Origin of the sequence: Clostridium sp. AF36-4 (assembly GCF_003435975.1) — a bacterium.
Taxonomy (GTDB): domain Bacteria; phylum Bacillota; class Clostridia; order Lachnospirales; family Lachnospiraceae; genus Eubacterium_F.
Genome location: NZ_QTVH01000008.1, coordinates 81,746 through 106,966, shown reverse-complemented (window position 1 = coordinate 106,966; position 25,221 = coordinate 81,746). Strand labels below are relative to the sequence as shown.

Below are 25,221 nucleotides of genomic sequence, written 5' to 3'. Positions count from 1 at the left end.
TAACAGTATGGCAGTTTTAATTGATGGCAAAAAAATCTCAGCACAGGTAAAGGACGAGTGCAAAGAACGCGTGGCAAAGGAAAATATGGATGTTACACTTGCGGTAATCCAGGTTGGAAATGATCCGGCATCTACCGTATATGTAGGAAACAAAAAGAAGGCCTGCGAATATGTGGGAATTCATTCCCTTTCTTATGAATTGCCGGAAGAAACAACAGAAGAAGAATTACTGGCACTTGTTGAAAAACTCAATGCAGATGATACCGTAAACGGTATTTTGGTACAATTACCGCTGCCTTCCCATATTAATGAGGATAAAGTGATTCAGACCATTTCCCCGAAAAAAGATGTGGATGGATTTCATCCGCAGAGCGTTGGTGCGTTAAGTATTGGTCAGCCGGGCTTTGTGTCCTGTACGCCGGCGGGCATCATTCAGCTCTTAAAGAGAAGTGGTGTAGTAATTGACGGAAAAGAGTGCGTTATTGTAGGCAGAAGTAATATTGTCGGAAAGCCAATGGCAATGCTTATGCTTCGTGAGAATGCTACGGTTACTGTTTGCCACAGTCATACAAAAGATTTAAAAGAAGTAACAAAAAGAGCAGATATTCTGATTGTAGCAATTGGAAAGCCGAAAATGATTACGGCAGATTATGTGAAAGAAGGTGCTGTTGTCATTGATGTCGGAATTCACAGACCGGAAGGCGGTAAACTTTGCGGTGATGTGGACTTTGATTCCGTGGAAAAAACAGCGTCGGCAATTACGCCGGTACCGGGCGGTGTCGGACCGATGACAATTGCGATGTTGATGAATAATTGTGTGGAAGCGAAAGGAATTCAGAAAGCATGAATTTGTTCTTTGTATCATTAGGATGTGATAAAAATTTAGTTGACAGTGAAAAAATGATTGCACTGTTAGCTTCGCAGAATATTTCGGTGACAAGTACACCGGAGGATGCAGAAATCATTATTGTGAATACTTGTGGCTTTATTCATGATGCAAAAGAGGAAAGTATTGAGACAATTCTTGAAATGGCAGAATACAAAAAGACCGGCAAGTGTGTCTCACTTATTATGACAGGATGTTTAGCGCAGCGCTACTCCGACGACATCCAAAAAGAAATTCCCGAAGTAGATGCGGTTGTCGGAACAACGGCATATGATAGAATATTTGAAGTGGTAAAAGATACGTTACAGGGAAAAAAAGAATGTGCGTTAAATGATTTGGACTATCTTCCAAAGAATTTAACAAACAGAGTTCATACGTCCTCCGGCTATTCCTCATATTTAAAAATTGCAGAGGGATGCAGCAAACACTGCACATACTGCATTATTCCGAAACTGCGCGGTAATTACCGCAGCGTTCCGATGGAAGAATTGTTAGTGGAAGCGGAACAATTGTCAAAAGAAGGAACCAAGGAACTGATTGTGATTGCACAGGAAACAACGGTTTACGGTGTTGATTTATATGGTGAAAAACGACTGCCTAAACTTTTACATGAACTCTGTAAAATTGATGGAATTGAGTGGGTTCGGCTGCTGTACTGTTATCCGGAAGAAATTACCGAGGAACTGGTACAGACGATTAAGACAGAGAAAAAAATCTGTCATTATCTCGATTTGCCGATTCAGCACTGTAACGACGATATATTAAAAAGAATGGGACGAAAGACCACACAGGCGGATCTGCGTGAGAAGATTTCCATGCTTCGTAAAGAGATTCCGGATATTGCACTCCGTACAACATTAATCAGCGGATTTCCGGGAGAGACAAACGAAAACCATGAGGAATGTGTGGATTTTGTTGCCAACATGAAATTTGAACGATTAGGAGTATTTCCTTATTCGCCGGAAGAAGGAACACCGGCGGCAGAATATGACAGACAGCTTCCGGATAAGATTAAACAGGAATGGGCAGATGAAATTATGCAGACAGAGCAGAATGTGATTTTTGCCCAGAATGAAGAAATGATTGGCAGAAAACTTTCGGTGATTGTGGATGGATATCTGCCGGAAGATGGCGTTTATGTCGGTCGTACTTACCGTGATGCGCCGGAGATTGATGGATGCCTGTTCTTTGAAGCACCGTACGAAATCATATCAGGCACCATAATACCTGTTTTGGTGACGGATGCAAACGGCTATGATTTGATTGGAGAAATTTTACCGGAGGAGGATGATTAAATGAATGTACCAAATCGATTGACAATTCTGCGTGTTGCCATGATTCCTCTTTTTGTAATTGCGATGCTATGGCAGCAATTGCCGTATTCGGATTATATTGCCGGCGGTCTATTTATTGCCGCCTGTATTACCGATTTTTTTGACGGATATCTGGCAAGAAAATACAATCAGGTTACAACCTTTGGTAAATTTATGGACCCATTGGCGGATAAGTTATTAGTCTGTGCAGCACTCATCTGTTTTTTGGCTGACCCGCAGACAAATATGCCGGCATGGGTAGTTATTATCATTATCAGCAGAGAGTTCATTATCAGCGGTTTTCGTCTGGTGGCTGCTGAAAAAGGAGTTACCATTGCAGCAAGTTACTGGGGCAAAGTCAAAACTTTTGTCCAGATGGCAATGTCAATTTTTTTAGTATTTCATTTTCAGGCAGAAGTGTTCCGTATCATTGAGAGTATATTAATTTATGCTTCGGTGATACTAACGATAATTTCTCTCGTCGATTATATTTATAAAAACCGAGGGGTTATGAAGGATGTGCGATAATGAAAGAAAATGCAAAAGAAAATGAGCTTGTCAAGAAACTGACAAACAAACACTATACGATAACAACAGCTGAATCATGTACCGGCGGTTTACTATCGGCAACAATTATTAACGTTTCCGGTGCGTCGGATGTTATCAACTGTGCTTATGTGACTTATGCAAACGAAGCAAAAGAAAATCTGGTTTCCGTAAGTCATGAAACACTGGAAACAAAAGGTGCTGTCAGCAAAGAGACAGCAGCCGAAATGTGTGTTGGCTGTGCAAAGGCAGCGAAAGCCGACATAGGGCTTTCTACAACCGGCATTGCGGGACCGGGCGGTGGTACAAAAGAAAAGCCTGTTGGGCTTGTGTATCTGGGCTGTTCACTGCATGAGCAGGTTACAGTAGAACGTCATGTGTTTTCCGGTGACAGAGAACAGGTAAGAAAGCAGGCAGTGGATGCAGCTCTTGATTTGGCAATACGATGTTTAGACAAGGAGTAATAAAATTGAAATTTAAAATAATGGCAATACTTATGGTGGGTTTGTTATTATTAAATGGTTGTGGAAAAGCGTCTGAGATACCGGCAAAAACAGCCCTTTCGACGCCAAAAAGCACGATGAAGACACTTACGATTTACTCCATTGATTCCGATACAATGAGTCTGATTCCGGTTGTTGTTAAAAAAGAGGAAAAAACATTGACAGCAGAGTATATCACTTATCTGGTAACACAGAATTTAGAAGATGAAGATGTGCGTGTTGACCATGTAGAGCAGCAGAAAAATGTCGTTGTGGTTTCATTTGATTCGAAAGCAAAACCGGTAAAGCGTTGTTCTAAGCAGATGGAAACATTAATATTAAACTGTTTTGCCAGCAGTCTGTTGGATAATGTAAAAGATTGCAAAAAAATTATTTACCGATGCAAAAACAAACGATACAAAAGTTCTCATCGGTCTTTTGGATTTAATGAAGTTTATGCATCGGCATAAATACATCGGAGAAGAAAATGAAAAAAGTAATCATAATCGGTGGCGGTCCTGCCGGCATGATGGCGGCGATTCAAAGTGCCTCATGCGGATGTGACGTCACTATTGTTGAAAAAAATGAAAAATTAGGAAAAAAACTTTTTATCACAGGAAAAGGCAGGTGCAACCTGACCAACGCCTGTGATATTTCTGATTTGTTTTCTAACGTAATTTCAAATCCTAAGTTTCTCTACAGTGCGTTTTATTCCTTTACCAATGAACAGGTCGTTGATTTTTTTAATAAGCATGGTCTGCCTACAAAAGTGGAGCGTGGAAAGCGCGTTTTTCCGGCATCGGATAAATCTTCTGATGTCATCCGAACATTGGAGAAGGAGTGTAAAAGACTTGGTGTAGTTGTACTTCTTCATACAGAGGTAAAAAAACTTCAAATCAAAGAAAGTGAAGTGACGGGAGTTGTTCTGAAAAATCAGCATACTCTGCCGGCGGACAAAGTGATTGTGGCAACCGGCGGCTGTTCTTATGTAAGTACCGGTTCAACGGGAGATGGCTATGAATTTGCAAAAGAGGCAGGACATACCGTAACGGCAATTCGTCCGGGCTTAACCGGAATTGTCACAGCAGATAACATTGGAAAACAATTGCAGGGATTAACGTTAAAAAACTGTCAAGTATCGATTCGAAGAGAATCCGGCAAGCAGAAATCGCTCTATGACGGTTTCGGTGAAGTCCTGTTTACACATTATGGAGTGAGCGGGCCACTTATGCTGAGCGCAAGCAGCATCGTTGGTGACAAGCTGCAAAAAGAACCGCTGATACTGCATATTGACTTAAAACCGGCATTGTCAATGGAGCAGTTAGATAAACGGATTGTGAAAGATTTTTCGGAACGCATGAATTTATCGTTGAAAAATGCCTGCAGAAATCTTCTTCCTGCCAGCATGGTAACAGAAGTGTTGTCCCGTGCCGGCTTGGATGTTGACAGCAAAGTGAATCAGCTTGACAAAAAAAATCGGTTGAAATTAGTTGACAGCATAAAGGATTTTACGGTAACATTAAAAGGATTGAGAGATATCAACGAAGCGATTATTACGCGCGGGGGTGTAAAAGTTTCGGAAATTGATCCATCAACGATGGAATCGAAACAAATACAGGGATTATTCTTTGCCGGTGAGGTGTTAGATTTGGATGCTTTAACCGGAGGTTTTAATCTTCAGATTGCATGGTCTACCGGGTATTTGGCTGGCAGGGAAGAATCGAATTAGAAGGAGGCGTTACGAATGAATATTGCAATTGATGGACCGGCAGGAGCCGGAAAAAGCTCAATCGCAAAGCTAGTAGCAAAAAAACTGAATTATGTTTATGTAGACACAGGTGCTATGTTCCGCACGATGGCGTATTATTTTTTGACAAACGGCATTGATACAACAGATGAAAATGCGGTAAATGAAAAATGTCAGGCAATTGATATTACGATTCAGTATGAAAACGGCGAGCAGCATATTTTCTTAAATGGTGCGGATGTCAGCAAAGAAATCCGTAAAGAAGAAGTTGGAAAAAATGCTTCGGTAGTTGCAAAATATCCAAAGGTTCGCGAAAAATTATTAGAATTGCAGAGAAATTTGGCGGCTGCCAATGATGTCATTATGGATGGCAGAGATATTGGAACCGTTGTTTTGCCAAATGCTGAGTGCAAAATTTATCTGACGGCAAGTTCTTTTGTGCGCGCAAACCGCCGTTACAAAGAATTAATAGAAAAAGGAGAAACCTGCGATTTGGCACAAATTGAAAAGGATATCATTGCTAGAGATGAACAGGATATGAACCGTGAAATTGCGCCGTTAAAGCAGGCAGAAGATGCAGTATATCTGGATTCCTCTGATTTATCAATCGATGAAGTGGTAAATAAAATTATTGAAATACAAGGAGCATCGGCTCATGACAATTAAATGTGCAGACAGCGCGGGGTTCTGCTTTGGAGTAAAGCGGGCCGTTGATACGGTATATGATTTATTGGCAGAAAAAAAATACAAAGTATATACACTTGGACCGATTATTCACAACGAGCAGGTTGTAGAGGATTTAGCATCGCAGGGGGTACAGGTGATTGAACACCCGGATGAAATTGCAAAAGAAGACAGGAGTCAGGCGATTTTAGTGATTCGTTCGCACGGTGTACCGGAATCTGTCATCCACACGCTCAAGGAGGAAAAAATTCCATTTGAGGATGCAACGTGTCCATTTGTGAAAAAAATTCATAAAACCGTTGCCGAATACAGTGAAAAAGGATATGAAATTGTTATCATCGGTTCGGCAAAACATCCGGAAGTACAGGGGATTCTCGGATGGACCAAAAACGGTGGAACCGTCGTAGAATCGAAGGAAGATGCCCTTTTATTTAAGCCGTCAAAAGGGGAAAAACCGATATGCGTGGTAGCACAAACGACATTTAATTACAAAAAATTTCAAGAATTAGTTGAAATTTTTTCAAAAAAAGGTTATGATATACTTGCTGTGAATACAATTTGTAATGCTACGTCTACACGTCAGACGGAGGCGGAGTCTTTAGCAAAGGATTCCGACGCTATGATTGTGATAGGTGGAACACATTCATCCAATTCACGCAAGTTATACGAAATATGTAAAAATCAGTGTGAAAACACTTTTTTTATACAGACAGCAGAAGATTTGCCGGATATCCCGGTCTCATCTTTTGCAAGCCTAGGTATTACTGCCGGGGCATCGACCCCAAATACTATTATACAGGAGGTTCTTAAGGCATGTCAGAAGCAAGTTTCGCAGAATTATTAGAGGATTCATTAGTCACAATCCACAATGGTGAGATTGTAGAAGGGACAGTTATCGGAGTTAAAGACAATGAGATTATCTTGAACATTGGATATAAAGCAGATGGTATTTTAACGAAGAATGAATACAGTAACAATACTGATGTTGACTTGACCTCCGAAGTAAAACCAGGAGATACGATGACTGTTAAAGTTTTGAAAGTCAACGATGGTGAGGGACAGGTTCTTCTTACTTATAAGAGACTTCAGCAGGATAAGATGAATGAACGTTTTCAGGAAGCATTTGAAAAGCAGGAAGTACTTACCGGAAAAGTTTCCATGGTACTCAAAGGCGGTTTGAGTGTTTCTTATGGTGAAGGCCGTGTGTTTATCCCGGCTAGTCTGGTATCCGATATGTATGAGAGAGATTTATCCAAATATCAGGATCAGGAAGTTGAATTCGTTCTTACTGAAGTTAATCCACGTAAGAGAAGAATTATTGGCGACCGCAAACAGTTAATCGTTGCTAAGAAGAAAAAAATGCAGGAAGAATTGCTTTCCCGTATTAAAGTTGGCATGATGGTAGAAGGTACTGTTAAAAACCTTACCGATTTTGGTGCATTCATCGACTTGGGCGGAGCAGATGGACTTCTTCACATCTCCGAGATGTCATGGGGACGCGTTGCAGATCCTAAAAAGCTGTTCAAAGTTGGCGATAAAGTAAATGTCATGATTAAAGATATTCAAGACACAAAGATTGCACTTACTCTTAAACTGGAAGAGAACAATCCATGGAAAAATGCAGCAGAGAAGTATCAGATTGGTACAATCGTAACCGGTAAGGTTGCCCGCATGACTGATTTTGGTGCATTTATTGAGTTGGAAGAAGGAATTGACGCATTGCTTCATGTTTCTCAGATTGCTATTGAGCATGTAGAAAAACCTTCCGATGTTTTGAAAGTAGGTCAGGAAATTACTGCTAAAATCGTTGATTTCAATGAAGAAACAAAGAAAATCAGCTTAAGTGTAAAAGCACTTGAGATTGAGAAACGCAACGAAGCAGCAGATGTTGAAGATTCCGAAGAAGAATAATGGGTCTTTACGATTACGAATGGTTTAAAAGCGGATTCCTTTCAATGTCAGGAATTGATTTAAATTCCTACAAAGAAGGGCAGATGAAGCGGCGGATTGATAATTTTTTGAAAAAACATCAAGTAGATGATTATAACACTTTTTTGTCATTACTTAGACAGGATACAGAAATTCATGATAGTTTTATTACATATTTGACTATCAATGTATCAGAGTTTTACCGAAATCCTCTGCAATGGCAGACCTTGGAAAAGGATATCATTCCACTGCTTTTGAAACGCTTTCCAAAACCTTTGCGTATTTGGAGTGCAGCCTGTTCAACAGGTGATGAGCCATATTCGCTGGCGATGGTTTTAAGTGATTTTCTTCCATTGAGTCAAGTTCAGATTTTGGCGACGGATATGGACGCGGAAGTTTTAGCAAAAGCAAAGGCGGGGTGTTACACCGGTCAGAGCATTAAAGGACTGCCGCAGCGTTACAGAGATAAATTTTTAGAAAAAGATGAGCATGGTATTTACCGTGTTTCTAACAAATTAAAATCATGTATTTCTTTTAAGCAGCACAATCTGTTAAAGGATGGATATCCGCAGAGAGTTCATCTGATTGTATGCCGGAATGTGATGATTTACTTTACGGAAGAGGCAAAGGAGCGGATTTACCGCCGATTTTCGGATTCCTTATGCAAACAGGGAATTTTGTTTGTAGGAAGCACTGAGCAGATTATTGGTGCGAAAAAGTATAATTTCCAGGGAATTCAGTCATTTTTTTATGAAAAACAGTAAGAAAACCACCTTCGGGTGGTTTTTTGATTGCTTTTTTTCTCATTTTCTAGTATATTTATAACGTATGAGTTTTTTTAGGAGGTAAAAAAGATGGAAAATAAAGTTGTAATTGCGTTAGATGCCATGGGTGGCGATTACGCACCGGTTGAAACAGTAAAAGGAGCCGCAGAGGCAGTAAATGAGAATAAAGGTATGAAAGTAATTCTTGTTGGCAGAGAAGAAGAAATAAAAAGTGAGCTTGCAAAATATACCTATGAGGAAGCAAGCATTGAAATTGTGAATGCAACAGAAATTATTGATATGGGTGAAGTCCCAACAAAGGCAATTCGTGAGAAGAAAGATTCTTCTTTAGTTGTTGCCATGAAATTAGTACGCGATGGAAAGGCGGATGCGATTGTATCGGCAGGAAGTACAGGTGCCATTTTGGTTGGTGGACAACTTGTTGTTGGTCGAATCAAAGGAATCAAGCGTCCGGCACTTGCACCATTTTTACCTTCTAAAAACGGATTTTCTCTGTTAATCGACTGTGGAGCGAATGTAGACGCTCGTCCGGAACATCTGGTTCAGTTTGCTCAGATGGGTTCGGTTTATTTTGAAAACGTTATGGGCAAAAAAAATCCAACGGTTGGTATTGTAAATATCGGAACCGAAGAGGAAAAAGGAAATCAGCTTGTGAAAGAAACATATCCGTTGCTTCGTGACTGCAAAAACATTAATTTTGTCGGAAGTGTTGAGGCAAGAGATATTGCAAAAGGCGGCACAGATATCCTTGTCTGTGAAGCTTTTGTCGGCAATGTGATTTTGAAATTTTTTGAAGGTGTTGCTAAAACATTCTTAGGCTGCATCAAAGAGGGCATTATGAAGAGCCTCCGAACAAAAATCGGTGGTATGCTGATTAAACCGGCATTAAAAGGATTATTAAAGACATTTGATGTCAGCAGCCAGGGCGGTGCCCCGTTGTTAGGATTAAAAGGGCTTGTGGTAAAGGCTCATGGAAATTCCAAGAGTGCGGAAATCAAAACGGCTTTGGGACAATGTATTACATTTAAAGAAAATAGTATTAATGAAAAAATACAGGACAAGATTCAGGCTTAAAGGAGGCTTTGTGCTGTGAAAGAAGACAAATTAACACAGTTACAGGACGAAATTGGATATCACTTTCAAAATCTTTCGCTGCTTAACAATGCGCTGACACATAGTTCGTATGCTAATGAGAGGCATTGGAAATATGAGAGAAACAATGAGCGGCTGGAATTTTTGGGAGATGCTGTTTTAGAATTGGTAAGCAGTGATTATATCTTCTCAAACCATAAGGATATGGTAGAAGGGAAAATGACGAAGCTGCGTGCCAGTTTAGTATGCGAGATGAGTCTTGCATCTTCTGCCAGGGAAATTAAATTAGGAGAATATCTGAAACTGGGACACGGCGAATGGGTTACCGGTGGCGGCAAGAGAGACTCGATTTTGTCTGACGCTTTTGAAGCTGTAATTGGCGCAATTTATTTGGATGGTGGATTGAATCCGGCAAGAGAGTTTATTTTGCAGTATGTTTTATCGGACATCGAAAAGAAACAGTTATTTTATGACAGTAAGACAATTTTGCAGGAAATTATCCAGAGCAAATTTCACGAAAAAACAAATCTTTCTTATGCACTGGAAAAAGAGGAAGGCCCTGACCACAATAAATCGTTTGAAGTGGTCTGCATGGTAAATGAGAAAGCCTATGGCCGTGGAAAAGGCCGTACGAAAAAGGCGGCCGAACAAAAGGCGGCGTATGAAACGATATTATTATTGAGACAGGAGAAGTAGTCCATGTATTTGAAAAGTATAGAAGTTCAGGGTTTCAAATCCTTTGCAAAAAAACTTGTATTTGAATTTCATAATGGAATTACCGGAATTGTCGGACCAAACGGCAGTGGAAAAAGTAATGTTGCCGATGCGGTCCGCTGGGTATTAGGCGAACAAAGTGCTAAGCAGTTACGTGGTTCGAGCATGCAGGATGTTATCTTTTCGGGAACGGAGATGCGCAAACCACAAAGTTATGCATATGTTGCATTGACAATCAGCAATGAGGACCACAAATTAAATCTGCCTTATGAAGAGGTACAGGTAGCGAGAAGAGTGTACCGTTCCGGTGAAAGTGAATACTTGTTAAATGGTGTAACCTGCCGTCTCCGTGATGTACAGGAATTGTTTTTTGATACCGGTATCGGAAAAGAAGGTTATTCCATCATCGGGCAGGGACAGATTGACAAAATTCTTAGTGGTAAACCGGAAGAGCGAAGAGAATTATTTGACGAAGCTGCCGGTATCGTTAAATTCAAGAAAAGAAAGGCTGCTGCTGAGAAAAATCTGGAGACAGAACGTCAAAATCTTCTTCGTGTACAGGATATTTTGACAGAATTAGAAAAACAGGTTGGTCCACTGGAAGAACAGTCGAAAAAGGCGAAAGAATTCCTTCAGTTAAAAGAAGAGTTAAAACAGTTTGAAGTAGGACTATTCTGCATGGATTATGAGACATTACAGCAGGAAACAGAAGAAATTGAGAAAAATCTTTCCCATACAAAAGAAGAATTGGAACAGGCAAAAGCGGATAAAGAAAAATCGCGTTCTGAATATGATTCGGTAGAGTCTGCAATTGCGGAGTTTGATCGTTCGGTTGAGAAGAAAAAGGAAAAAGTAAATCAGGATAAACTTTTGATTACGAATTTTGAAGGAGAAATTCGTATTACCAAGGAAAAAATTTCGTCTGCCGCACAGGGAAAAGAATATTACAAAGAGCGTACGGATGCATTGGAGGAATCCAAACAGGCAGCAAATGAGGAACTGGCTTCTTATACCGCTTCCCAGAAAGAGGCACTTTTAGAACTCGAGAAAATTACAGACGAAGAAAAATCGCTTAGCAGCCAGATGGAGCAGTTAGAGAAAGCAATTTTAGAAGATGAAATCGAGTTAAACGAACAGAATGAGCAGATTATGGATTCGATGAATGCTTCCAGTAAGATTACTGTGGAACAGCAGAAAGCGAAATCCATGCTGGAGCAGAATAAGATTCGTAAAGCAGAATTAAATCAGAAGATTTTAGCAAATAAAACACAATATTCTTCAGCGGAAGAAGAAATGAAAAGAGAAGAGGAACTTTTGAAGGCGGCAAAGAAAGAGTTAGACTCTGCTTATGTGGCGAAAAAAGAACTCTTACGAAATGCAGATATAAAACGGCAGGATATTTTATCTTTGCAGAAAAAGCAGCAGGAAAAACAAAAGAATTACCATATCATTGATTCTAAACTGGAAACGGTAAAAAACATGGCAGAGCGCTATGAGGGGTACAGTCAGAGTATCCGCCGTGTGATGGAGCAGAAGAAACAGGAACCAGGTGTGCTTGGTGTTGTTGCAGATATTATCCGGGTGAAAGAAAAATATATTACTGCTGTTGAGACAGCACTTGGCGGAAATATTCAAAATATCGTAACAGAGGATGAACATGTTGCAAAACGAATGATTCAGTATTTAAAAAAGAATCGTTTGGGGCGTGCTACATTTTTACCGCTGACGACAGTTACACCGAAAAAAGAAAAGCCATTCCGAGATGAAATTCTAGAGGAAGATGGTGTTCTTGGAAATGTAGCTTCCAAGGTAGACTGCGATGAAAAGTATAAATTAATTATCGAATATCTGTTAGGGCGTTTTCTTCTTGTGGATACGATTGATCATGCGATGCAGATTAGTAAAAAGTATCAGTACCGAGTGCGTATTGTAACATTAGAGGGTGAATTGTTCCATCCAGGCGGTTCTCTTTCCGGTGGTACCTTTAAGAATAATTCAAATCTGCTTGGCCGCCGCAAGGAGCAGGAAGCATTAGAAAAAGAAAAACAGACGATTGAGAGTGCAATTGCTTCCGTGAAAGAAGAAATTCAGACAGCACAGAAACAGGTGGAAAACTTTGTTAAAGATGCCAATGCCAAAGAAGAGACGGTTAAAGAACTGGAATTAAAGAAAAATACGGCTCAGATTAAATATGAGCAGGCAGTATCGGTAAAAGAGCAGAAGGAAAAAGAATACCGCGCTATTGCCAATGATGGAAAAGAAATTGAAAACCAGAAGGCATTAATTGAAGATTCTCTTTCAAGAATCGACAGTGATTTGGAATTGTCGAAGCAGAAAGAGGAGCAGGCAAAAGAGCAGGTAAAACTTTTATCTGTCAAATTGGATGAAGAACGTGAAAAACAAGTGGAGTTACAAGAGAAAATTTCTCAAAACCGCTTAGAAGTTTCTTCGTTCCAGCAAAAGAACAATTATGTAGCTGAAAATATTCACCGAATTGAAGAATCACTTCATGATCTGGAAACAGAATACAACAAATTGATGCAGGAGCAGAAAAATTCGGATGATACGGTTTCTGAGATGGAACAGGCAATTGCCGGTTACGAAGAGAAAAACAAACAGTTACAGGAAGAAATTGTCCGCCTGACCAAAGAAATTGAAGAGGAAAGTAAGCAGAAAGAAGAAATGATGGCATCCCAGAAAGATATTTTTGAGAAGCGGGATGCGCTGATGAATCATATGAGCGAACTCGACAAAGAGTCTTTCCGTTTAGAGTCGCGAAAGCAGAACATCGAAGAGAAGATGGAAGCAAAAGTCAATCATATGTGGAATGAATATGAGCTTACATACCGCAGTGCCAAAGAAATTGATATCGACCATTCCATTTCCTACACACGCATGAAGGCAAATGTGACGGATACGAAAAACAAAATTCGTGGTCTTGGCGATGTCAATGTAAATGCAATAGAAGACTTCAAATCCGTCAGTGAGCGTTATACACTTTTGAAAACGCAGCATGACGACTTGATTGAGTCAGAAGACGCACTGAAAAAGATTATTGCTGATTTAGATGAAGAAATGCGCAAACAGTTTACAGAAAAATTTGCGGATATTCAGAAACAGTTTGACAAGGTGTTCCGCGAGTTGTTTGGAGGCGGAAAAGGTACTTTGGAATTGGTCGAGGAAGAAGACGTATTGGAAGCCGGCATTACAATCAATGCGCAGCCGCCGGGAAAGAAACTTGGCAACATGATGCAGTTGTCCGGTGGAGAGAAGGCGTTAACAGCCATTGCACTTTTGTTTGCTATTCAAAATTTGAAACCTTCTCCGTTTTGTCTGCTTGACGAAATTGAGGCAGCACTTGACGATTCCAACGTAAAGCGGTATGCTAAATACTTGCATAAGCTTACAAAAAACACACAGTTTATTGTAATTACCCATCGAAAGGGCACGATGGAAGCAGCGGATGTTCTGTATGGTATTACCATGCAGGAAAAAGGCGTTTCTACGCTGGTATCCGTAAAACTCATTGAAGAGCAGTTAGACAACTAAAAGTAAGGAGACAGCAATGGAAGAAAAAGTTGGATTTTTCAAACGATTAAAAAATGGACTTTCCAAAACGAGAGATTCTTTCGTTTCCGGAATTGATTCTTTGTTTACCGGTTTTTCGGAGATTGATGATGATTTTTATGAAGAACTGGAAGAATTACTGGTAATGGGGGACATCGGTATTAATACTACAATGAGTATTATTGATGGACTCAAAGAACGTGTAAAAGAAGAAAAAATTAAAGAAGCTTCTGCCTGCAAACAGCTTTTGATTGATACCATTAAGGAGCAGATGCAGATTCATGAAGACGCTTATGAATTTGAACACAAAAAGTCTGTTTTATTATTGATTGGTGTAAATGGTGTTGGTAAGACGACCAGTGTCGGCAAACTGGCAGGACAGTTCAAAAATCAGGGTAAAAAGGTAATGCTTGCTGCCGCTGATACATTCCGTGCAGGTGCAATTGATCAGTTAAAAGAATGGGCAAATCGTGCCGGCGTAGATATTATTGCAGGACAGGAAGGTTCTGACCCGGCTGCGATTGTGTACGATGCGGTTGCTGCCGCAAAAGCAAGAGATGTTGATATTCTTCTCTGTGATACAGCAGGAAGACTTCATAATAAGAAAAATTTGATGGCAGAACTTCACAAGATTCATACCATCATCGAAAAAGAGTACCCGGAAGCCTTATTAGAGACCATGATTGTTGTTGATGGTACAACGGGACAGAATGCACTGGCACAGGCAAAAGAATTTAGCGAAGTGGCAGATGTATCAGGTGTTATTTTAACAAAACTTGATGGAACCGCAAAAGGCGGTATTGCGATTGCAATTCAGTCAGAATTAAGCATTCCGGTTAAGTATATCGGAATTGGTGAACAAATTGGTGACTTACAGCGATTTGATGCCGAAGAGTTTGTGAATGCATTATTTGAAGAATAGAGAAAGGTTGTGTTTTACCGGATGATGACGTTAGATCAGTTTGAGCAGGCAAGTGAAAAGGTGCAGAATGTAATTCTTCCTACAAATTTAATATATAGTGAGTATTACAGTGCACAGACCGGCGGAAAAATTTACTTAAAGCCGGAAAATATGCAGTATACAGGTGCTTATAAAGTTCGTGGTGCCTACTATAAAATCAGTACCATGTCAGAAGAGGACAGACAAAAAGGACTCATTACCGCTTCTGCCGGAAACCATGCACAGGGCGTTGCTTATGCAGCGAAATTGTTTGGGGTAAAGGCAGTAATTGTAATGCCAAATACAACACCGTTAATCAAAGTAAACCGCACAAAAAGCTATGGTGCAGAGGTAGTTCTTCACGGTGATGTATATGACGATGCGTGTTCTTATGCTTTGCAGTTAGCAGAGGAAAAAGGATACACTTTTATTCATCCGTTTGATGATGAAGTAGTGGCAACCGGACAGGGCTCCATTGCCATGGAGATTATTAAAGAACTTCCAACCGTTGATATGATTTTAGCACCGGTTGGCGGCGGCGGTTTGTTATGCGGCGTTTCAACACTCGCCAAATTATTAAATCCGAATATTAAAGTCATTGGTGTAGAGCCTGCAGGTGCAAACTGTATGCAGGAGTCATTAAAGCAGGGAAAAGTTGTCTCTCTACCAAATGTCAATACCATTGCAGATGGTACGGCAGTAAAGACACCGGGACATAATATTTTCCCATATATCCAGAAAAATGTAGATGAAATTATCACCGTGGATGACCACGATTTGATTGTTAATTTCTTAGACATGGTGGAAAATCATAAAATGGTAGTTGAAAATTCCGGTCTGCTTACGGTATCTGCACTGAAGCAGTTAGACTGCAAAGGCAAGAAAATTGTCTGTATCTTAAGCGGCGGTAATATGGATGTCATTACAATGTCTTCTGTTGTTCAGCACGGACTTATTCAGCGTGGCAGAATCTTTACCGTGAGTGTCCAGCTTCCGGACCGTCCGGGTGAATTGGTACGGGTGGCAGATGTGATTGCAAAAGCACAGGGAAATATTATCCGCTTAGAGCATAACCAGTTTGTCAGCATTAACCGAAATGCCGCCGTGGAACTTACGATTACGATGGAAGCGTTTGGCAATGACCATAAAGAATCCATTATTGCAGCATTAAAAAAGGCAGGGTATACACCGAAACCGGAACAGCCGACTGCCGTTTACCAATAAAGGAGGAGCCGTGATGGACCAGAAATCATTACTCTTTACACCGGAAGGTGTACGAGACATCTACGGAGAAGATTGTGAAAGAAGAGCCAAAATTCAGCAGGAAATTCATACGATTATGAAACAGTATGGATTTAAGAATATTCAAACGCCTACTTTTGAGTTCTTTGATATTTTTAACAGAGAACGTGGAACTGTAAAATCTGCTGATATGTTTAAGTTCTTTGACCAGTACAACAATACGCTTGTGCTGCGTCCGGATATCACACCGTCGATTGCACGTTGTGTGGCTAAGTATTATGAAAAAGAAGAAATGCAGATTCGTCTGTGCTATACAGGAAGTACCTTTACCCGCTTAAGCGGTTATCAGGGAAAACTTTCGGAAATCACACAGCTCGGTGCGGAAATGATGAATGATGCGTCTTCCGATGCCGATGGTGAAATTATTGCCATGACGATTGAATGTCTGCAAAAATCGGGTTTGAAAGAGTTTAAAGTCGATATTGGACACGCTGATATTTTCCGCGGGCTTATTGAGGAGACGGATTTATCCGAAGAAGAAATTGAGACATTAAAAACCTATTTAAATAACAAAAATATTTTTGCGGTTGAGGATATGCTCGAAAACCGCGATATGCCACAAGAATGTAAAAATCTTTTGGTAAAAATGCCGGATTTGTTTGGCGGAATCGAAACCATTACTTATGTTAAGGAACAGACCACAAACAAACGTGCCTTAAAAGCGTTAGAGCGATTAGAAAAAATCTATGAGATTTTGTCGGTATCCGGTTTAGAAGACCATATCACATTTGATTTGGGACTTTTGTCGCATTATGAATATTACACCGGAGTTATTTTCAAGGCTTATACATATGGTACCGGAGATGCGATTGTGACCGGTGGCCGGTATGATAATCTGGTCGAACAGTTCGGTAAAAAGACCCCGGCGGTTGGATTTGCGTTACTGTTAGACCAATTGATGGAAGCACTTAGAAGCCAGGAGATTCCAATTGAGGCACAGGAGAAAGATTACCTGATTTTGTACCGCTCAGCGAATCGAAAAAAAGCGTTAGAGATGGCAAAATCTTATCGTACGGATAATCAGCCGGCAAGACTGCTTCGAAAGGACGCACAGACACCATTAAGTGAGTATATTGCCTATGGCAAGCGAAATGAGGTTTCCAAGCTCCTTTATATTGATGACACCGGTGAAATTTCAGAGTTTGACTTATCGGAAATGTAATGCAGACAAAAGTTTGAAATGGAGGTTTTCATGAAATATATTACGATTGCACTCGCAAAGGGCCGTCTTGCAAAACAGACACTTGCACTGCTTGAGCAGACCGGCATTACCTGCGAGGAAATGAAAGACAAAGATACAAGAAAGTTGATTTTTATCAACGAGGAGTTGAAATTAAAATTCTTCCTTTCCAAAACATCGGATGTACCTACTTATGTGGAGTATGGCGCGGCAGATTTAGGTGTCGTAGGAAGCGATACAATCATGGAAGAGGGAAGAAAAGTATTAGAAGTTTTGGATTTAGGACTTGGCAAATGCAATATGTGTGTTGCAGGTCCTGCTTCAGCAAAAGAATTGCTGCATAATAATCAGGTGATTCGTGTTGCCTCGAAATATCCGGCAATTGCGAAAAACTATTTTTATAATCAGAAACATCAGACTGTGGAAATTGTAAAATTAAATGGTTCTGTTGAACTTGCACCAATTGTTGGTTTGTCCGAGGTCATTGTTGATATTGTTGAGACGGGCTCGACATTAAAGGCAAACGGACTAGAGGTATTGGAGACAATTTGTCCATTATCCGCCCGCGTGATTGTTAATGAAGCAAGTATGAAATTGCAGCGTGAGCGTATTACGAAACTAATTAAAGATTTAAAACAGGCACTGGAATAAGGAGGAATGGTAACATGCGCATGGTACAGCTTACCAAACAGGAAAAAGAAAATATTTTGGAAAATTTGTTGAAACGCAGCCCGAACCAGTATGATGAGTATCAGGAAGCAGTCAATGAAATTTTGGAAAATGTAAAAAAAGAAGGAGACAAGGCGGTCTTTGATTATACGAAGCGCTTTGACAAAGCCAATATTTCTAAAGAGACCTTGTATGTGACAGAAGAAGAGATCAAAGAGGCATATTCTCTTGTTGATGCTGACTTAATTGAGACAATGAAAAAATCGATTGCAAACATTCGCGATTTTCATGAACGTCAGGTGAGAAACAGCTGGTTTCACACAAGAGAAGATGGTGTGATTTTAGGACAGCGCATTACAGCATTAGCAAGTGTTGGTGTTTATGTACCGGGCGGAAAAGCAGCTTATCCATCCAGTGTTTTGATGAATATTATTCCTGCAAAAGTGGCTGGCGTAAAACGTATTGTTATGGCAACTCCTCCGGGAAAAGACGGAAAAGTGACACCGGTCACTTTGGTAGCTGCTCATTTGGCCGGCGCCTCAGAAGTTGTAAAGGTTGGCGGTGCACAGGCGATTGCAGCGCTCGCTTATGGAACGGAATCAATTCCGAAAGTAGATAAAATTGTAGGTCCCGGTAATATTTTTGTTGCCCTTGCCAAGAAAACGGTATACGGACATGTCAGCATCGACTCGGTTGCCGGCCCGAGTGAAATTCTTGTGCTTGCAGACGAAACTGCAAATCCACGTTACGTGGCTGCTGATTTGTTATCCCAGGCAGAACACGATGAGTTAGCGTCCGCAATTTTGGTGACGACAAGCCGTGAACTGGCAGAACAGGTATCGAAAGAAGTGGATACTTTTGTTGCTTCCTTATCCCGTAAGGAAATTATTTCAAAATCTTTGGAAAACTATGGATACCTTTTGATTGCTGACAATATGGATGAGGCAATTGACGTGGTAAATGAGATTGCTTCTGAGCATTTGGAAATCATTACAAAAAATCCGTTTGACACAATGACGCGTGTAAAGAATGCCGGTGCCATGTTCTTAGGTGAATACTCCAGTGAACCGCTTGGCGATTATTTTGCCGGACCAAACCATGTCCTTCCGACAAATGGAACAGCGAAATTCTTCTCCCCATTGTCCGTTGATGATTTCATCAAGAAATCCAGCGTAATTTCCTATTCACGTGAAGCACTGGAAGAAGCGCATGAGGACATTATCAAATTTGCGAAAGCAGAGCATTTGACAGCACACGCAAACTCCATCGCTGTGCGCTTTGGCAAAGAGGTCTTTGACGAAAATTAATACTTGACTTGTACAAGTGAAGTATGTTATATTTTTAATGTTGTGAATAAAGTAGATGGTCCTCTGATGGAAATATATCATTAAGAACATCAAAATCAGATTAGGAGGAACAACAATGAACGAAATTATCAAGAAAATCGAAGCAGAGCAGTTGAAAGCTGAAGTACCTGAATTTCACGTTGGTGATACTGTTAAGGTATATGCCAAAGTAAAAGAGGGACAGCGCGAAAGAACACAGGTTTTTGAAGGTGTTGTATTAAAACGCCAGGGCGGAAGCACTCGTGAGACATTTACTGTCCGCAAGTTCTCCAACGGTGTTGGTGTTGAGAAGACATGGCCTCTTCATTCTCCAATTGTTGAGAAAATCGAAATTGTTCGTCTTGGTAAAGTAAGAAGAGCAAAACTGAATTATCTGCGCGGACGCATAGGTAAAGCAGCTAAGGTTAAAGAACTTGTTAAGTAAATATTTGCTTTTCATCGAGGCGCATGGGCTTGGCTCATGCGTCTTTTTCAGTAAATGAGCAAAGGGGTATTGCTATGAATTTAAGGTTTGAAGAAGAAAAAAAACACGAACAGAGGATGCAGTTTCTAAAAGGAGCCATCCGCTTTTCGATTATGGTAGCAGCGGTTGTATTTCTTGCCTGGCTGATTATTACGTTTGCCTTAAAAAAAGTAAGTGTAATTGGCAGTTCCATGGAAACGACACTTTACAATGGGGAAGATGTGATTGTAAACAAAACTTCTTATGTGCTTTTTCCACCAAAAAGAAATCAGATTATTGCTTTTTATCCGGAAGTACAGGACGAGGAGGAGACAATAAACAGTGACAGTATGATTCACATCCGCAGAGTTGCCGGTCTTCCCGGTGAAAAAGTACAAATTAAAAATGGAAAACTTTATATTAATGGAGAAGAACAGAAAGAAAAATATGATTTTGAAGCGATGCATTCCGGCGGACGGGCAGTCAATGAAATTACGCTCAAAGACGATGAGTATTTTGTGCTAAGTGACAGCCGCAATGACATGGATGACAGTCGGAATTCATCTTTTACAAAAGTTACGAAAAAGAATATTATCGGAAAAGTAATTTTGCGGCTTGACCCATTTTCCTTAATTGGAGGGCCAACGGCAGAAGATAAGAAAACGGAATAGGAGGAAGTTTCGATGCATTTTCAATGGTATCCGGGGCATATGACAAAAGCAAAACGTGCCATGCAGGAAGATATCAAACTAATTGATGTCATTATTGAACTGGTGGATGCTAGAATCCCCCGAAGCAGCAAAAATCCTGATATTGATTCGCTGGCACAGGGAAAATCAAGAATTTTACTGTTAAATAAAAGCGATATGGCGGATGCGGCAAAGACTCAGTCATGGATTTCATATTATGAGAAACAGGGCTTTTTAGCATTGGCAGTCAATTCAAAAAAGAAAAATGAATTAAAACAGGTGAATGCGTTAGTGCAGAAAGCCTGTGAAAAGAAAATTGAGCGCGATCGCAAACGAGGCATTAAAAATCGTCCGGTTCGTGCTATGATTGTTGGTATCCCGAATGTTGGAAAGTCTACATTTATTAATAGTTTTGCCGGAAAAGCATGTGCAAAAACAGGAAACAAACCGGGCGTTACCAAAGGGAAACAGTGGATTCGCCTAAATAAACAGGTAGAACTTTTAGATACACCGGGTATTTTATGGCCGAAGTTTGAAGACCAGACAGTTGGACAGCATTTAGCTTTTATCGGTTCTATTAAAGATGAATTAATCCAGAGTGTAGAACTTGCACTGGATTTGATTGAGTTTTTAACGGCAAGTTATCCGGGAATTCTTGGTAAAACATATTCCGTTGATGAATCTGAGGATTCCGTTGCCATTTTAAATGCAATTGCTGTAAACCGCGGCTGTCTGAAAAAAGGAAATGAGTTAGACCATGATAAGGCTGCTTTTTTGCTTTTGGATGATTTCCGCAATGCAAGACTTGGAAAAATTTCAGTTGAAAATCCGCAGGATGGTGAGAATAATGGAAATTGAGAAAAAATTTTTAGTGAGTGACATTCCGGATTTAAGCCAGGCGGTCAAAGTGTTTGAAATTGAACAGGGATATCTGTGTTCGGAACCGACCGTGCGGATCCGCAGGAAAAATGACGACTATATTTTAACTTATAAAAACCGCATTGCTGTTGATGACGAGGCATTGAATGTTTCGGATGAGCGGGAGATGCCTTTGACAAAAGATAGTTTCTTTCATTTGAAACAAAAATGTGATGGCATCTGCATAAAGAAAACGAGATACTGCATCCCATATCAGAATTATATGATAGAACTGGATATCTTTCATGACCGTTATGAAGGACTTATTCTGGCAGAAGTGGAGTTTGACTCGATTGAAGAAAGTAAATTGTTTGAAAAACCGTCATGGTTTTTAGAGGATGTAAGCGGAAAAGTTGACTATACAAATAGTTATTTAGCCCAAAAGTAATTTTTTACTTGTCAATTTCGTTTTTGCGTCTTATAATGTTAAGTGACAAAAAACGAAGGAGGTTATGACTATGTCATACGTAGATGAGGTATTGGCTGAATTAATCGAGAAGAACCCTGCTGAGCCGGAGTTCCATCAGGCAGCCAAAGAAGTTCTTGAATCACTTCGTCCTGTTGTAGAGCAGAACGAGGAAAAATTCCGTAAAGATGCTTTGCTTGAGCGTCTTGTTAATCCAGAGAGACAGATTAAGTTCCGTGTTCCTTGGGTTGATGATAAAGGACAGGTACAGGTAAATACCGGTTACCGTGTTCAGTTTAACAGTGCTATCGGACCATACAAAGGTGGACTTCGTTTCCATCCATCCGTAAACCTTGGTATCATTAAATTCCTTGGTTTCGAGCAGATTTTCAAAAACTCCCTGACCGGACTTCCGATTGGCGGCGGTAAAGGTGGTTCTGATTTCGATCCAAAAGGTAAATCAGACCGTGAGGTTATGGCATTCTGCCAGAGCTTTATGACAGAACTTTGCAAACATATCGGAGCAGATACAGACGTTCCTGCCGGTGATATCGGTGTTGGTGGACGTGAAATCGGTTATATGTTCGGACAGTATAAGAGAATCCGCAACCTGTATGAAGGTGTTCTGACAGGTAAAGGACTTACTTACGGTGGTTCTCTCGCTCGTACAGAAGCTACCGGATATGGTCTTTTGTACTATACACAGGAAATGTTGAAATGCAACGGACATGATTTGGCTGGTAAAACAGTTGTTGTTTCCGGTGCTGGTAACGTTGCTATTTACGCAACACAGAAAGCTCAGCAGCTTGGTGCAAAGGTTGTTACCGTTTCGGATTCTACCGGCTGGATTTATGATCCGGAAGGAATCGATGTTGAACTTTTGAAAGAAGTAAAAGAAGTTAAGAGAGCACGTCTTACTGAGTATGCAGCAGCTAGAAAGAGCGCTGAGTATCATGAAGGCAGAGGCGTTTGGTCTGTTAAATGTGATGTTGCTCTTCCATGTGCAACTCAGAACGAATTGCACTTAGATGATGCAAAAGCATTGGTTGCTAACGGCGTTATCGCTGTTGCTGAGGGTGCTAACATGCCTACTACTTTGGAAGCTACTGAATATCTTCAGGAGAACGGTGTTCTGTTTGCACCTGGTAAAGCTTCTAACGCCGGTGGTGTTGCTACATCTGCACTTGAGATGAGCCAGAACAGTGAGAGACTTAGCTGGACCTTTGATGAAGTTGATGCAAAACTTCAGGGTATCATGGTTAATATTTTCCATGCTTGTGATGATGCTTCAAAGAAATATGGTTTTGAGAAAAACTATGTTGTAGGTGCTAACATCGCTGGTTTTGAGAAAGTTGCTGAAGCTATGACAGCTCAGGGAATTGTTTAATCAATTAAATGAATAACGATTTAGGAGTCAGCCTCAAAAAAGGCTGGCTTCTTTTTATGTCGTAATGCGCCAAAAATAGCGTCAAACAATCCTTGCAAATCCATCTTTTCTCTGATACAATTTTTGTTACACGGTGATGGGTTATAATAATGGGAAGGGAGTCATTATGACAAAACAAGATTTTATGGAACAATTGATTGAAGAACTGTATCGTTATTTTTCACCGGAGCAGTATCAGTTAGAGGGCAGTGTTTTGCTGAAAAACAATGATACAAAACGGTATGCCATTCTTTTGAAAAAAATCGAAGGGACGGTATCACCTACAATTTATCTGGACAATTTTTACTCTGAATTTGAACACGGAAGAACAACAATCTCCGAAACAGCAAGTCATATTTATGAGCAGATGCACGATTTTGAGGATAAGATAGAAGCATATCAGGAATTTTCTGCCGAATTATCCGATTGCAGCAATAAAATAACATACCGGCTTGTTTCAAAAGAGAGGAATAAACAATTTTTGGAATCGGTACCACATCTTCCTTTCCTGAATATGGCGGTAGTTTTTTATATCATTCATCATGTATCGAAAGAAGGTATGGAATCAATCTGCGTAACAAATGAATTGGCAGGAAAATGGGGACTTTCCGCAAAATCACTCTATATTATTGCCGAAAAAAACACACCCATTCTTTTGCCTCCGGTAATTGATACGATGGAACACACGCTGGAATTACTTATGGGAGAGATTAACTGCGCAATTGAACCTGCCGGGGATTCCAATAAGCCTATTCCGATGCATATTATGACAAATAAGTATCAGATTAATGGTGCATCTGTATTGTTATATCATGGATTACTGGATGGACTGGCAGAAAAACTGGGTACGGATTTATATGTGATTCCAAGCAGTATTCATGAACTGATTATTATGCCGGCAGAAGATGGTTCCTTGTCATTATCAAAATTATCCGATATGGTAAAAGAAATCAATGAAAATCATGTAAAAGAGGAGGAAATTTTGTCCGATTGTGCCTACTATTATGACCATAAGGAAAAATCGTTTTATATGTAAAAAACACTTTACAAAGTCGAATCCATTGATATATAATAGATGAGTAATGCATCTGTGGCTCAGTGGATAGAGTAGAGGCTTCCGAAGCCTTTGGTCGGGGGTTCGAATCCCTCCAGGTGCATTCTTTTTATGCATTAGACTCTGGCTTAAAAGGAGAGATTACATGGAGAACAAAAAGGATTATATCGTACGTGGTACAGCGGCAAATGGTCAAATTCGCTGTTTTGCCATTACTTCAAGAAATTTAGTAGAAGAGGCAAGAAGCCGTCATCAAACAAGCCCTGTCATTACCGCGGCACTTGGCAGATTATTATCCGGTGGTGCTATGATGGGTGCCATGATGAAGGGGGAGAAAGATTTATTGACACTGCAGATTCAGTGCAGCGGACCGGTGCAGGGACTCACAGTAACAGCAGATGCTTTTGGGCATGTAAAAGGCTATGCAGTAAATCCGGTGGTATCTCTTCCTGCCAGAAAAGATGGCAAGCTGGATGTTGGAGGTGCACTTGATTTAGGCGTTTTAACGGTAATTAAGGATATCGGCATGAAAGAGCCGTATTCCGGACAGGTGCAGTTGGTTTCCGGGGAAATTGCAGAGGATCTCACATATTATTTTGCAGCATCGGAGCAGACTCCATCATCGGTAGCATTAGGTGTGCTGATGAATAAAAACAATACCGTTGCGCAGGCTGGTGGTTATATCATTCAGCTTATGCCGGATGTCGAGGAAGAAACCATCGAAATATTAGAAAAGCGTTTAGCCTCCATTGAACCGGTAACAACCTTGTTCGAGAAAGGCCATTCTCCGGAATCGATTCTTGCGGCAATTTTAGATAGCTTTGAGGTGGAACTGTCAGAAGAAAAACTTCCGGTTTGCTTTCACTGTAACTGCTCGAAGGAGCGTATGGAGCGTGCTCTTGTAAGTCTTGGAAGTAAGGAATTGGAAGATATTATAAAAGATGGTGAATCAATTGAACTGCATTGCCATTTTTGTAATTCCAATTATTCATTCTCCATAGAGGAGCTTAAGCAGATAAAAAATGGCTTAAAAGAATAGACAAAGACACCAAAAATTGCTATACTGTTATAGGGTAAAACGAATTACAATAGAAAGCTGGAATA

25 protein-coding genes and 1 tRNA gene are annotated in these 25,221 nt (G+C 40.3%); all 26 read left to right on the top strand.

Annotated features, from left to right (window positions below; translation table 11 throughout):
• Positions 1-7 precede the first annotated feature (7 nt).
• The 26 genes from folD (at position 8) to hslO (ending at position 25,156) form a co-directional block, all read left to right on the top strand.
• On the top strand, positions 8-847 hold the full coding sequence (gene folD, locus DW005_RS06285; RefSeq protein ID WP_117478611.1) for a bifunctional methylenetetrahydrofolate dehydrogenase/methenyltetrahydrofolate cyclohydrolase FolD: 840 nt from the start codon (positions 8-10) through the stop codon (positions 845-847).
• A complete protein-coding gene (gene rimO / locus DW005_RS06280; RefSeq protein WP_117478610.1) occupies positions 844-2,181 on the top strand; it encodes a 30S ribosomal protein S12 methylthiotransferase RimO in 1,338 nt (445 codons plus the stop codon). Before folD ends, rimO begins: the two co-directional genes overlap by 4 nt.
• Positions 2,182-2,727 carry a CDP-diacylglycerol--glycerol-3-phosphate 3-phosphatidyltransferase gene (gene pgsA / locus DW005_RS06275; protein ID WP_117478609.1) on the top strand — a complete coding sequence of 182 codons (546 nt, stop codon included), beginning with the start codon at positions 2,182-2,184 and terminating at the stop codon, positions 2,725-2,727.
• On the top strand, positions 2,727-3,209 hold the full coding sequence (locus tag DW005_RS06270) for a CinA family protein (protein WP_117478608.1): 483 nt from the start codon (positions 2,727-2,729) through the stop codon (positions 3,207-3,209). Before pgsA ends, DW005_RS06270 begins: the two co-directional genes overlap by 1 nt.
• Positions 3,210-3,214: 5 nt before the next feature.
• Positions 3,215-3,697, top strand: coding sequence for a hypothetical protein (locus DW005_RS06265; RefSeq protein WP_117478607.1), 483 nt, complete (start codon positions 3,215-3,217; stop codon positions 3,695-3,697).
• Positions 3,698-3,714: 17 nt separating this feature from the next.
• Positions 3,715-4,956 (top strand): NAD(P)/FAD-dependent oxidoreductase, encoded by a 1,242-nt coding sequence (locus tag DW005_RS06260; RefSeq protein WP_117478606.1) that lies wholly within the window; start codon positions 3,715-3,717, stop codon positions 4,954-4,956.
• A 15-nt stretch (positions 4,957-4,971) separates the two neighbouring features.
• A complete protein-coding gene (cmk, locus tag DW005_RS06255) occupies positions 4,972-5,640 on the top strand; it encodes a (d)CMP kinase (RefSeq protein ID WP_117478605.1) in 669 nt (222 codons plus the stop codon).
• Positions 5,630-6,502, top strand: a complete 873-nt coding sequence (ispH, locus tag DW005_RS06250; RefSeq protein WP_117478604.1) for a 4-hydroxy-3-methylbut-2-enyl diphosphate reductase — start codon at positions 5,630-5,632, stop codon at positions 6,500-6,502. The genes cmk and ispH overlap by 11 nt, the downstream gene beginning before the upstream one ends.
• Positions 6,472-7,569: a 30S ribosomal protein S1 gene (gene rpsA / locus DW005_RS06245; RefSeq protein WP_117478603.1), complete on the top strand. Its 1,098-nt coding sequence runs from the start codon at positions 6,472-6,474 to the stop codon at positions 7,567-7,569. Before ispH ends, rpsA begins: the two co-directional genes overlap by 31 nt.
• Positions 7,569-8,351 carry a protein-glutamate O-methyltransferase CheR gene (locus DW005_RS06240; protein ID WP_022376852.1) on the top strand — a complete coding sequence of 261 codons (783 nt, stop codon included), beginning with the start codon at positions 7,569-7,571 and terminating at the stop codon, positions 8,349-8,351. Before rpsA ends, DW005_RS06240 begins: the two co-directional genes overlap by 1 nt.
• A gap of 90 nt (positions 8,352-8,441) precedes the next feature.
• Entirely contained in the window at positions 8,442-9,446 is a 1,005-nt protein-coding gene (plsX, locus tag DW005_RS06235; RefSeq protein WP_117478602.1) for a phosphate acyltransferase PlsX, read from the top strand.
• Between the two features lie 15 nt (positions 9,447-9,461).
• Complete coding sequence (rnc, locus tag DW005_RS06230) at positions 9,462-10,160, top strand: ribonuclease III (RefSeq protein WP_117478601.1); 699 nt, start codon at positions 9,462-9,464, stop codon at positions 10,158-10,160.
• A 3-nt stretch (positions 10,161-10,163) separates the two neighbouring features.
• Complete coding sequence (smc, locus tag DW005_RS06225) at positions 10,164-13,727, top strand: chromosome segregation protein SMC (RefSeq protein ID WP_117478600.1); 3,564 nt, start codon at positions 10,164-10,166, stop codon at positions 13,725-13,727.
• Between the two features lie 16 nt (positions 13,728-13,743).
• The gene (ftsY, locus tag DW005_RS06220; protein ID WP_022376848.1) at positions 13,744-14,667 is read left to right on the top strand and encodes a signal recognition particle-docking protein FtsY; all 924 of its coding nucleotides are present in this window, start codon (positions 13,744-13,746) and stop codon (positions 14,665-14,667) included.
• Positions 14,668-14,688: 21 nt separating this feature from the next.
• Complete coding sequence (gene ilvA, locus DW005_RS06215) at positions 14,689-15,909, top strand: threonine ammonia-lyase (protein ID WP_022376847.1); 1,221 nt, start codon at positions 14,689-14,691, stop codon at positions 15,907-15,909.
• Positions 15,910-15,922: 13 nt separating this feature from the next.
• The gene (gene hisZ / locus DW005_RS06210) at positions 15,923-17,149 is read left to right on the top strand and encodes an ATP phosphoribosyltransferase regulatory subunit (RefSeq protein ID WP_117478599.1); all 1,227 of its coding nucleotides are present in this window, start codon (positions 15,923-15,925) and stop codon (positions 17,147-17,149) included.
• Between the two features lie 30 nt (positions 17,150-17,179).
• A complete protein-coding gene (gene hisG, locus DW005_RS06205; protein WP_022376845.1) occupies positions 17,180-17,818 on the top strand; it encodes an ATP phosphoribosyltransferase in 639 nt (212 codons plus the stop codon).
• Between the two features lie 14 nt (positions 17,819-17,832).
• Positions 17,833-19,143: a histidinol dehydrogenase gene (gene hisD / locus DW005_RS06200; RefSeq protein WP_117478598.1), complete on the top strand. Its 1,311-nt coding sequence runs from the start codon at positions 17,833-17,835 to the stop codon at positions 19,141-19,143.
• A gap of 115 nt (positions 19,144-19,258) precedes the next feature.
• The gene (rplS, locus tag DW005_RS06195; protein ID WP_022376843.1) at positions 19,259-19,606 is read left to right on the top strand and encodes a 50S ribosomal protein L19; all 348 of its coding nucleotides are present in this window, start codon (positions 19,259-19,261) and stop codon (positions 19,604-19,606) included.
• A gap of 74 nt (positions 19,607-19,680) precedes the next feature.
• Positions 19,681-20,295, top strand: coding sequence for a signal peptidase I (lepB, locus tag DW005_RS06190; RefSeq protein ID WP_181974959.1), 615 nt, complete (start codon positions 19,681-19,683; stop codon positions 20,293-20,295).
• A 12-nt stretch (positions 20,296-20,307) separates the two neighbouring features.
• Positions 20,308-21,171: a ribosome biogenesis GTPase YlqF gene (ylqF, locus tag DW005_RS06185; RefSeq protein WP_022376841.1), complete on the top strand. Its 864-nt coding sequence runs from the start codon at positions 20,308-20,310 to the stop codon at positions 21,169-21,171.
• A complete protein-coding gene (locus DW005_RS06180) occupies positions 21,161-21,619 on the top strand; it encodes a CYTH domain-containing protein (protein ID WP_117478596.1) in 459 nt (152 codons plus the stop codon). The genes ylqF and DW005_RS06180 overlap by 11 nt, the downstream gene beginning before the upstream one ends.
• A gap of 70 nt (positions 21,620-21,689) precedes the next feature.
• Positions 21,690-23,024 carry an NADP-specific glutamate dehydrogenase gene (gene gdhA / locus DW005_RS06175; RefSeq protein ID WP_022376839.1) on the top strand — a complete coding sequence of 445 codons (1,335 nt, stop codon included), beginning with the start codon at positions 21,690-21,692 and terminating at the stop codon, positions 23,022-23,024.
• Between the two features lie 166 nt (positions 23,025-23,190).
• Positions 23,191-24,099, top strand: coding sequence for a DUF5688 family protein (locus DW005_RS06170; RefSeq protein ID WP_117478595.1), 909 nt, complete (start codon positions 23,191-23,193; stop codon positions 24,097-24,099).
• A 48-nt stretch (positions 24,100-24,147) separates the two neighbouring features.
• A tRNA-Arg gene (locus tag DW005_RS06165) sits at positions 24,148-24,220 on the top strand.
• 42 nt (positions 24,221-24,262) lie between these two features.
• A complete protein-coding gene (gene hslO, locus DW005_RS06160; RefSeq protein WP_117478594.1) occupies positions 24,263-25,156 on the top strand; it encodes an Hsp33 family molecular chaperone HslO in 894 nt (297 codons plus the stop codon).
• Positions 25,157-25,221: the final 65 nt, after the last annotated feature.

What these genes read in the sequence shown, in the direction of transcription:
- folD (WP_117478611.1), top strand. Translation starts at nt 8, where the DNA reads ATGGCAGTTTTAATTGATGGCAAAAAAATCTCAGCACAGGTAAAGGAC.
- rimO (WP_117478610.1), top strand. Translation starts at nt 844, where the DNA reads ATGAATTTGTTCTTTGTATCATTAGGATGTGATAAAAATTTAGTTGAC.
- pgsA (WP_117478609.1), top strand. Translation starts at nt 2,182, where the DNA reads ATGAATGTACCAAATCGATTGACAATTCTGCGTGTTGCCATGATTCCT.
- DW005_RS06270 (WP_117478608.1), top strand. Translation starts at nt 2,727, where the DNA reads ATGAAAGAAAATGCAAAAGAAAATGAGCTTGTCAAGAAACTGACAAAC.
- DW005_RS06260 (WP_117478606.1), top strand. Translation starts at nt 3,715, where the DNA reads ATGAAAAAAGTAATCATAATCGGTGGCGGTCCTGCCGGCATGATGGCG.
- cmk (WP_117478605.1), top strand. Translation starts at nt 4,972, where the DNA reads ATGAATATTGCAATTGATGGACCGGCAGGAGCCGGAAAAAGCTCAATC.
- ispH (WP_117478604.1), top strand. Translation starts at nt 5,630, where the DNA reads ATGACAATTAAATGTGCAGACAGCGCGGGGTTCTGCTTTGGAGTAAAG.
- rpsA (WP_117478603.1), top strand. Translation starts at nt 6,472, where the DNA reads ATGTCAGAAGCAAGTTTCGCAGAATTATTAGAGGATTCATTAGTCACA.
- DW005_RS06240 (WP_022376852.1), top strand. Translation starts at nt 7,569, where the DNA reads ATGGGTCTTTACGATTACGAATGGTTTAAAAGCGGATTCCTTTCAATG.
- plsX (WP_117478602.1), top strand. Translation starts at nt 8,442, where the DNA reads ATGGAAAATAAAGTTGTAATTGCGTTAGATGCCATGGGTGGCGATTAC.
- smc (WP_117478600.1), top strand. Translation starts at nt 10,164, where the DNA reads ATGTATTTGAAAAGTATAGAAGTTCAGGGTTTCAAATCCTTTGCAAAA.
- ftsY (WP_022376848.1), top strand. Translation starts at nt 13,744, where the DNA reads ATGGAAGAAAAAGTTGGATTTTTCAAACGATTAAAAAATGGACTTTCC.
- ilvA (WP_022376847.1), top strand. Translation starts at nt 14,689, where the DNA reads ATGATGACGTTAGATCAGTTTGAGCAGGCAAGTGAAAAGGTGCAGAAT.
- hisZ (WP_117478599.1), top strand. Translation starts at nt 15,923, where the DNA reads ATGGACCAGAAATCATTACTCTTTACACCGGAAGGTGTACGAGACATC.
- hisG (WP_022376845.1), top strand. Translation starts at nt 17,180, where the DNA reads ATGAAATATATTACGATTGCACTCGCAAAGGGCCGTCTTGCAAAACAG.
- hisD (WP_117478598.1), top strand. Translation starts at nt 17,833, where the DNA reads ATGCGCATGGTACAGCTTACCAAACAGGAAAAAGAAAATATTTTGGAA.
- rplS (WP_022376843.1), top strand. Translation starts at nt 19,259, where the DNA reads ATGAACGAAATTATCAAGAAAATCGAAGCAGAGCAGTTGAAAGCTGAA.
- lepB (WP_181974959.1), top strand. Translation starts at nt 19,681, where the DNA reads ATGAATTTAAGGTTTGAAGAAGAAAAAAAACACGAACAGAGGATGCAG.
- ylqF (WP_022376841.1), top strand. Translation starts at nt 20,308, where the DNA reads ATGCATTTTCAATGGTATCCGGGGCATATGACAAAAGCAAAACGTGCC.
- DW005_RS06180 (WP_117478596.1), top strand. Translation starts at nt 21,161, where the DNA reads ATGGAAATTGAGAAAAAATTTTTAGTGAGTGACATTCCGGATTTAAGC.
- gdhA (WP_022376839.1), top strand. Translation starts at nt 21,690, where the DNA reads ATGTCATACGTAGATGAGGTATTGGCTGAATTAATCGAGAAGAACCCT.
- DW005_RS06170 (WP_117478595.1), top strand. Translation starts at nt 23,191, where the DNA reads ATGACAAAACAAGATTTTATGGAACAATTGATTGAAGAACTGTATCGT.
- hslO (WP_117478594.1), top strand. Translation starts at nt 24,263, where the DNA reads ATGGAGAACAAAAAGGATTATATCGTACGTGGTACAGCGGCAAATGGT.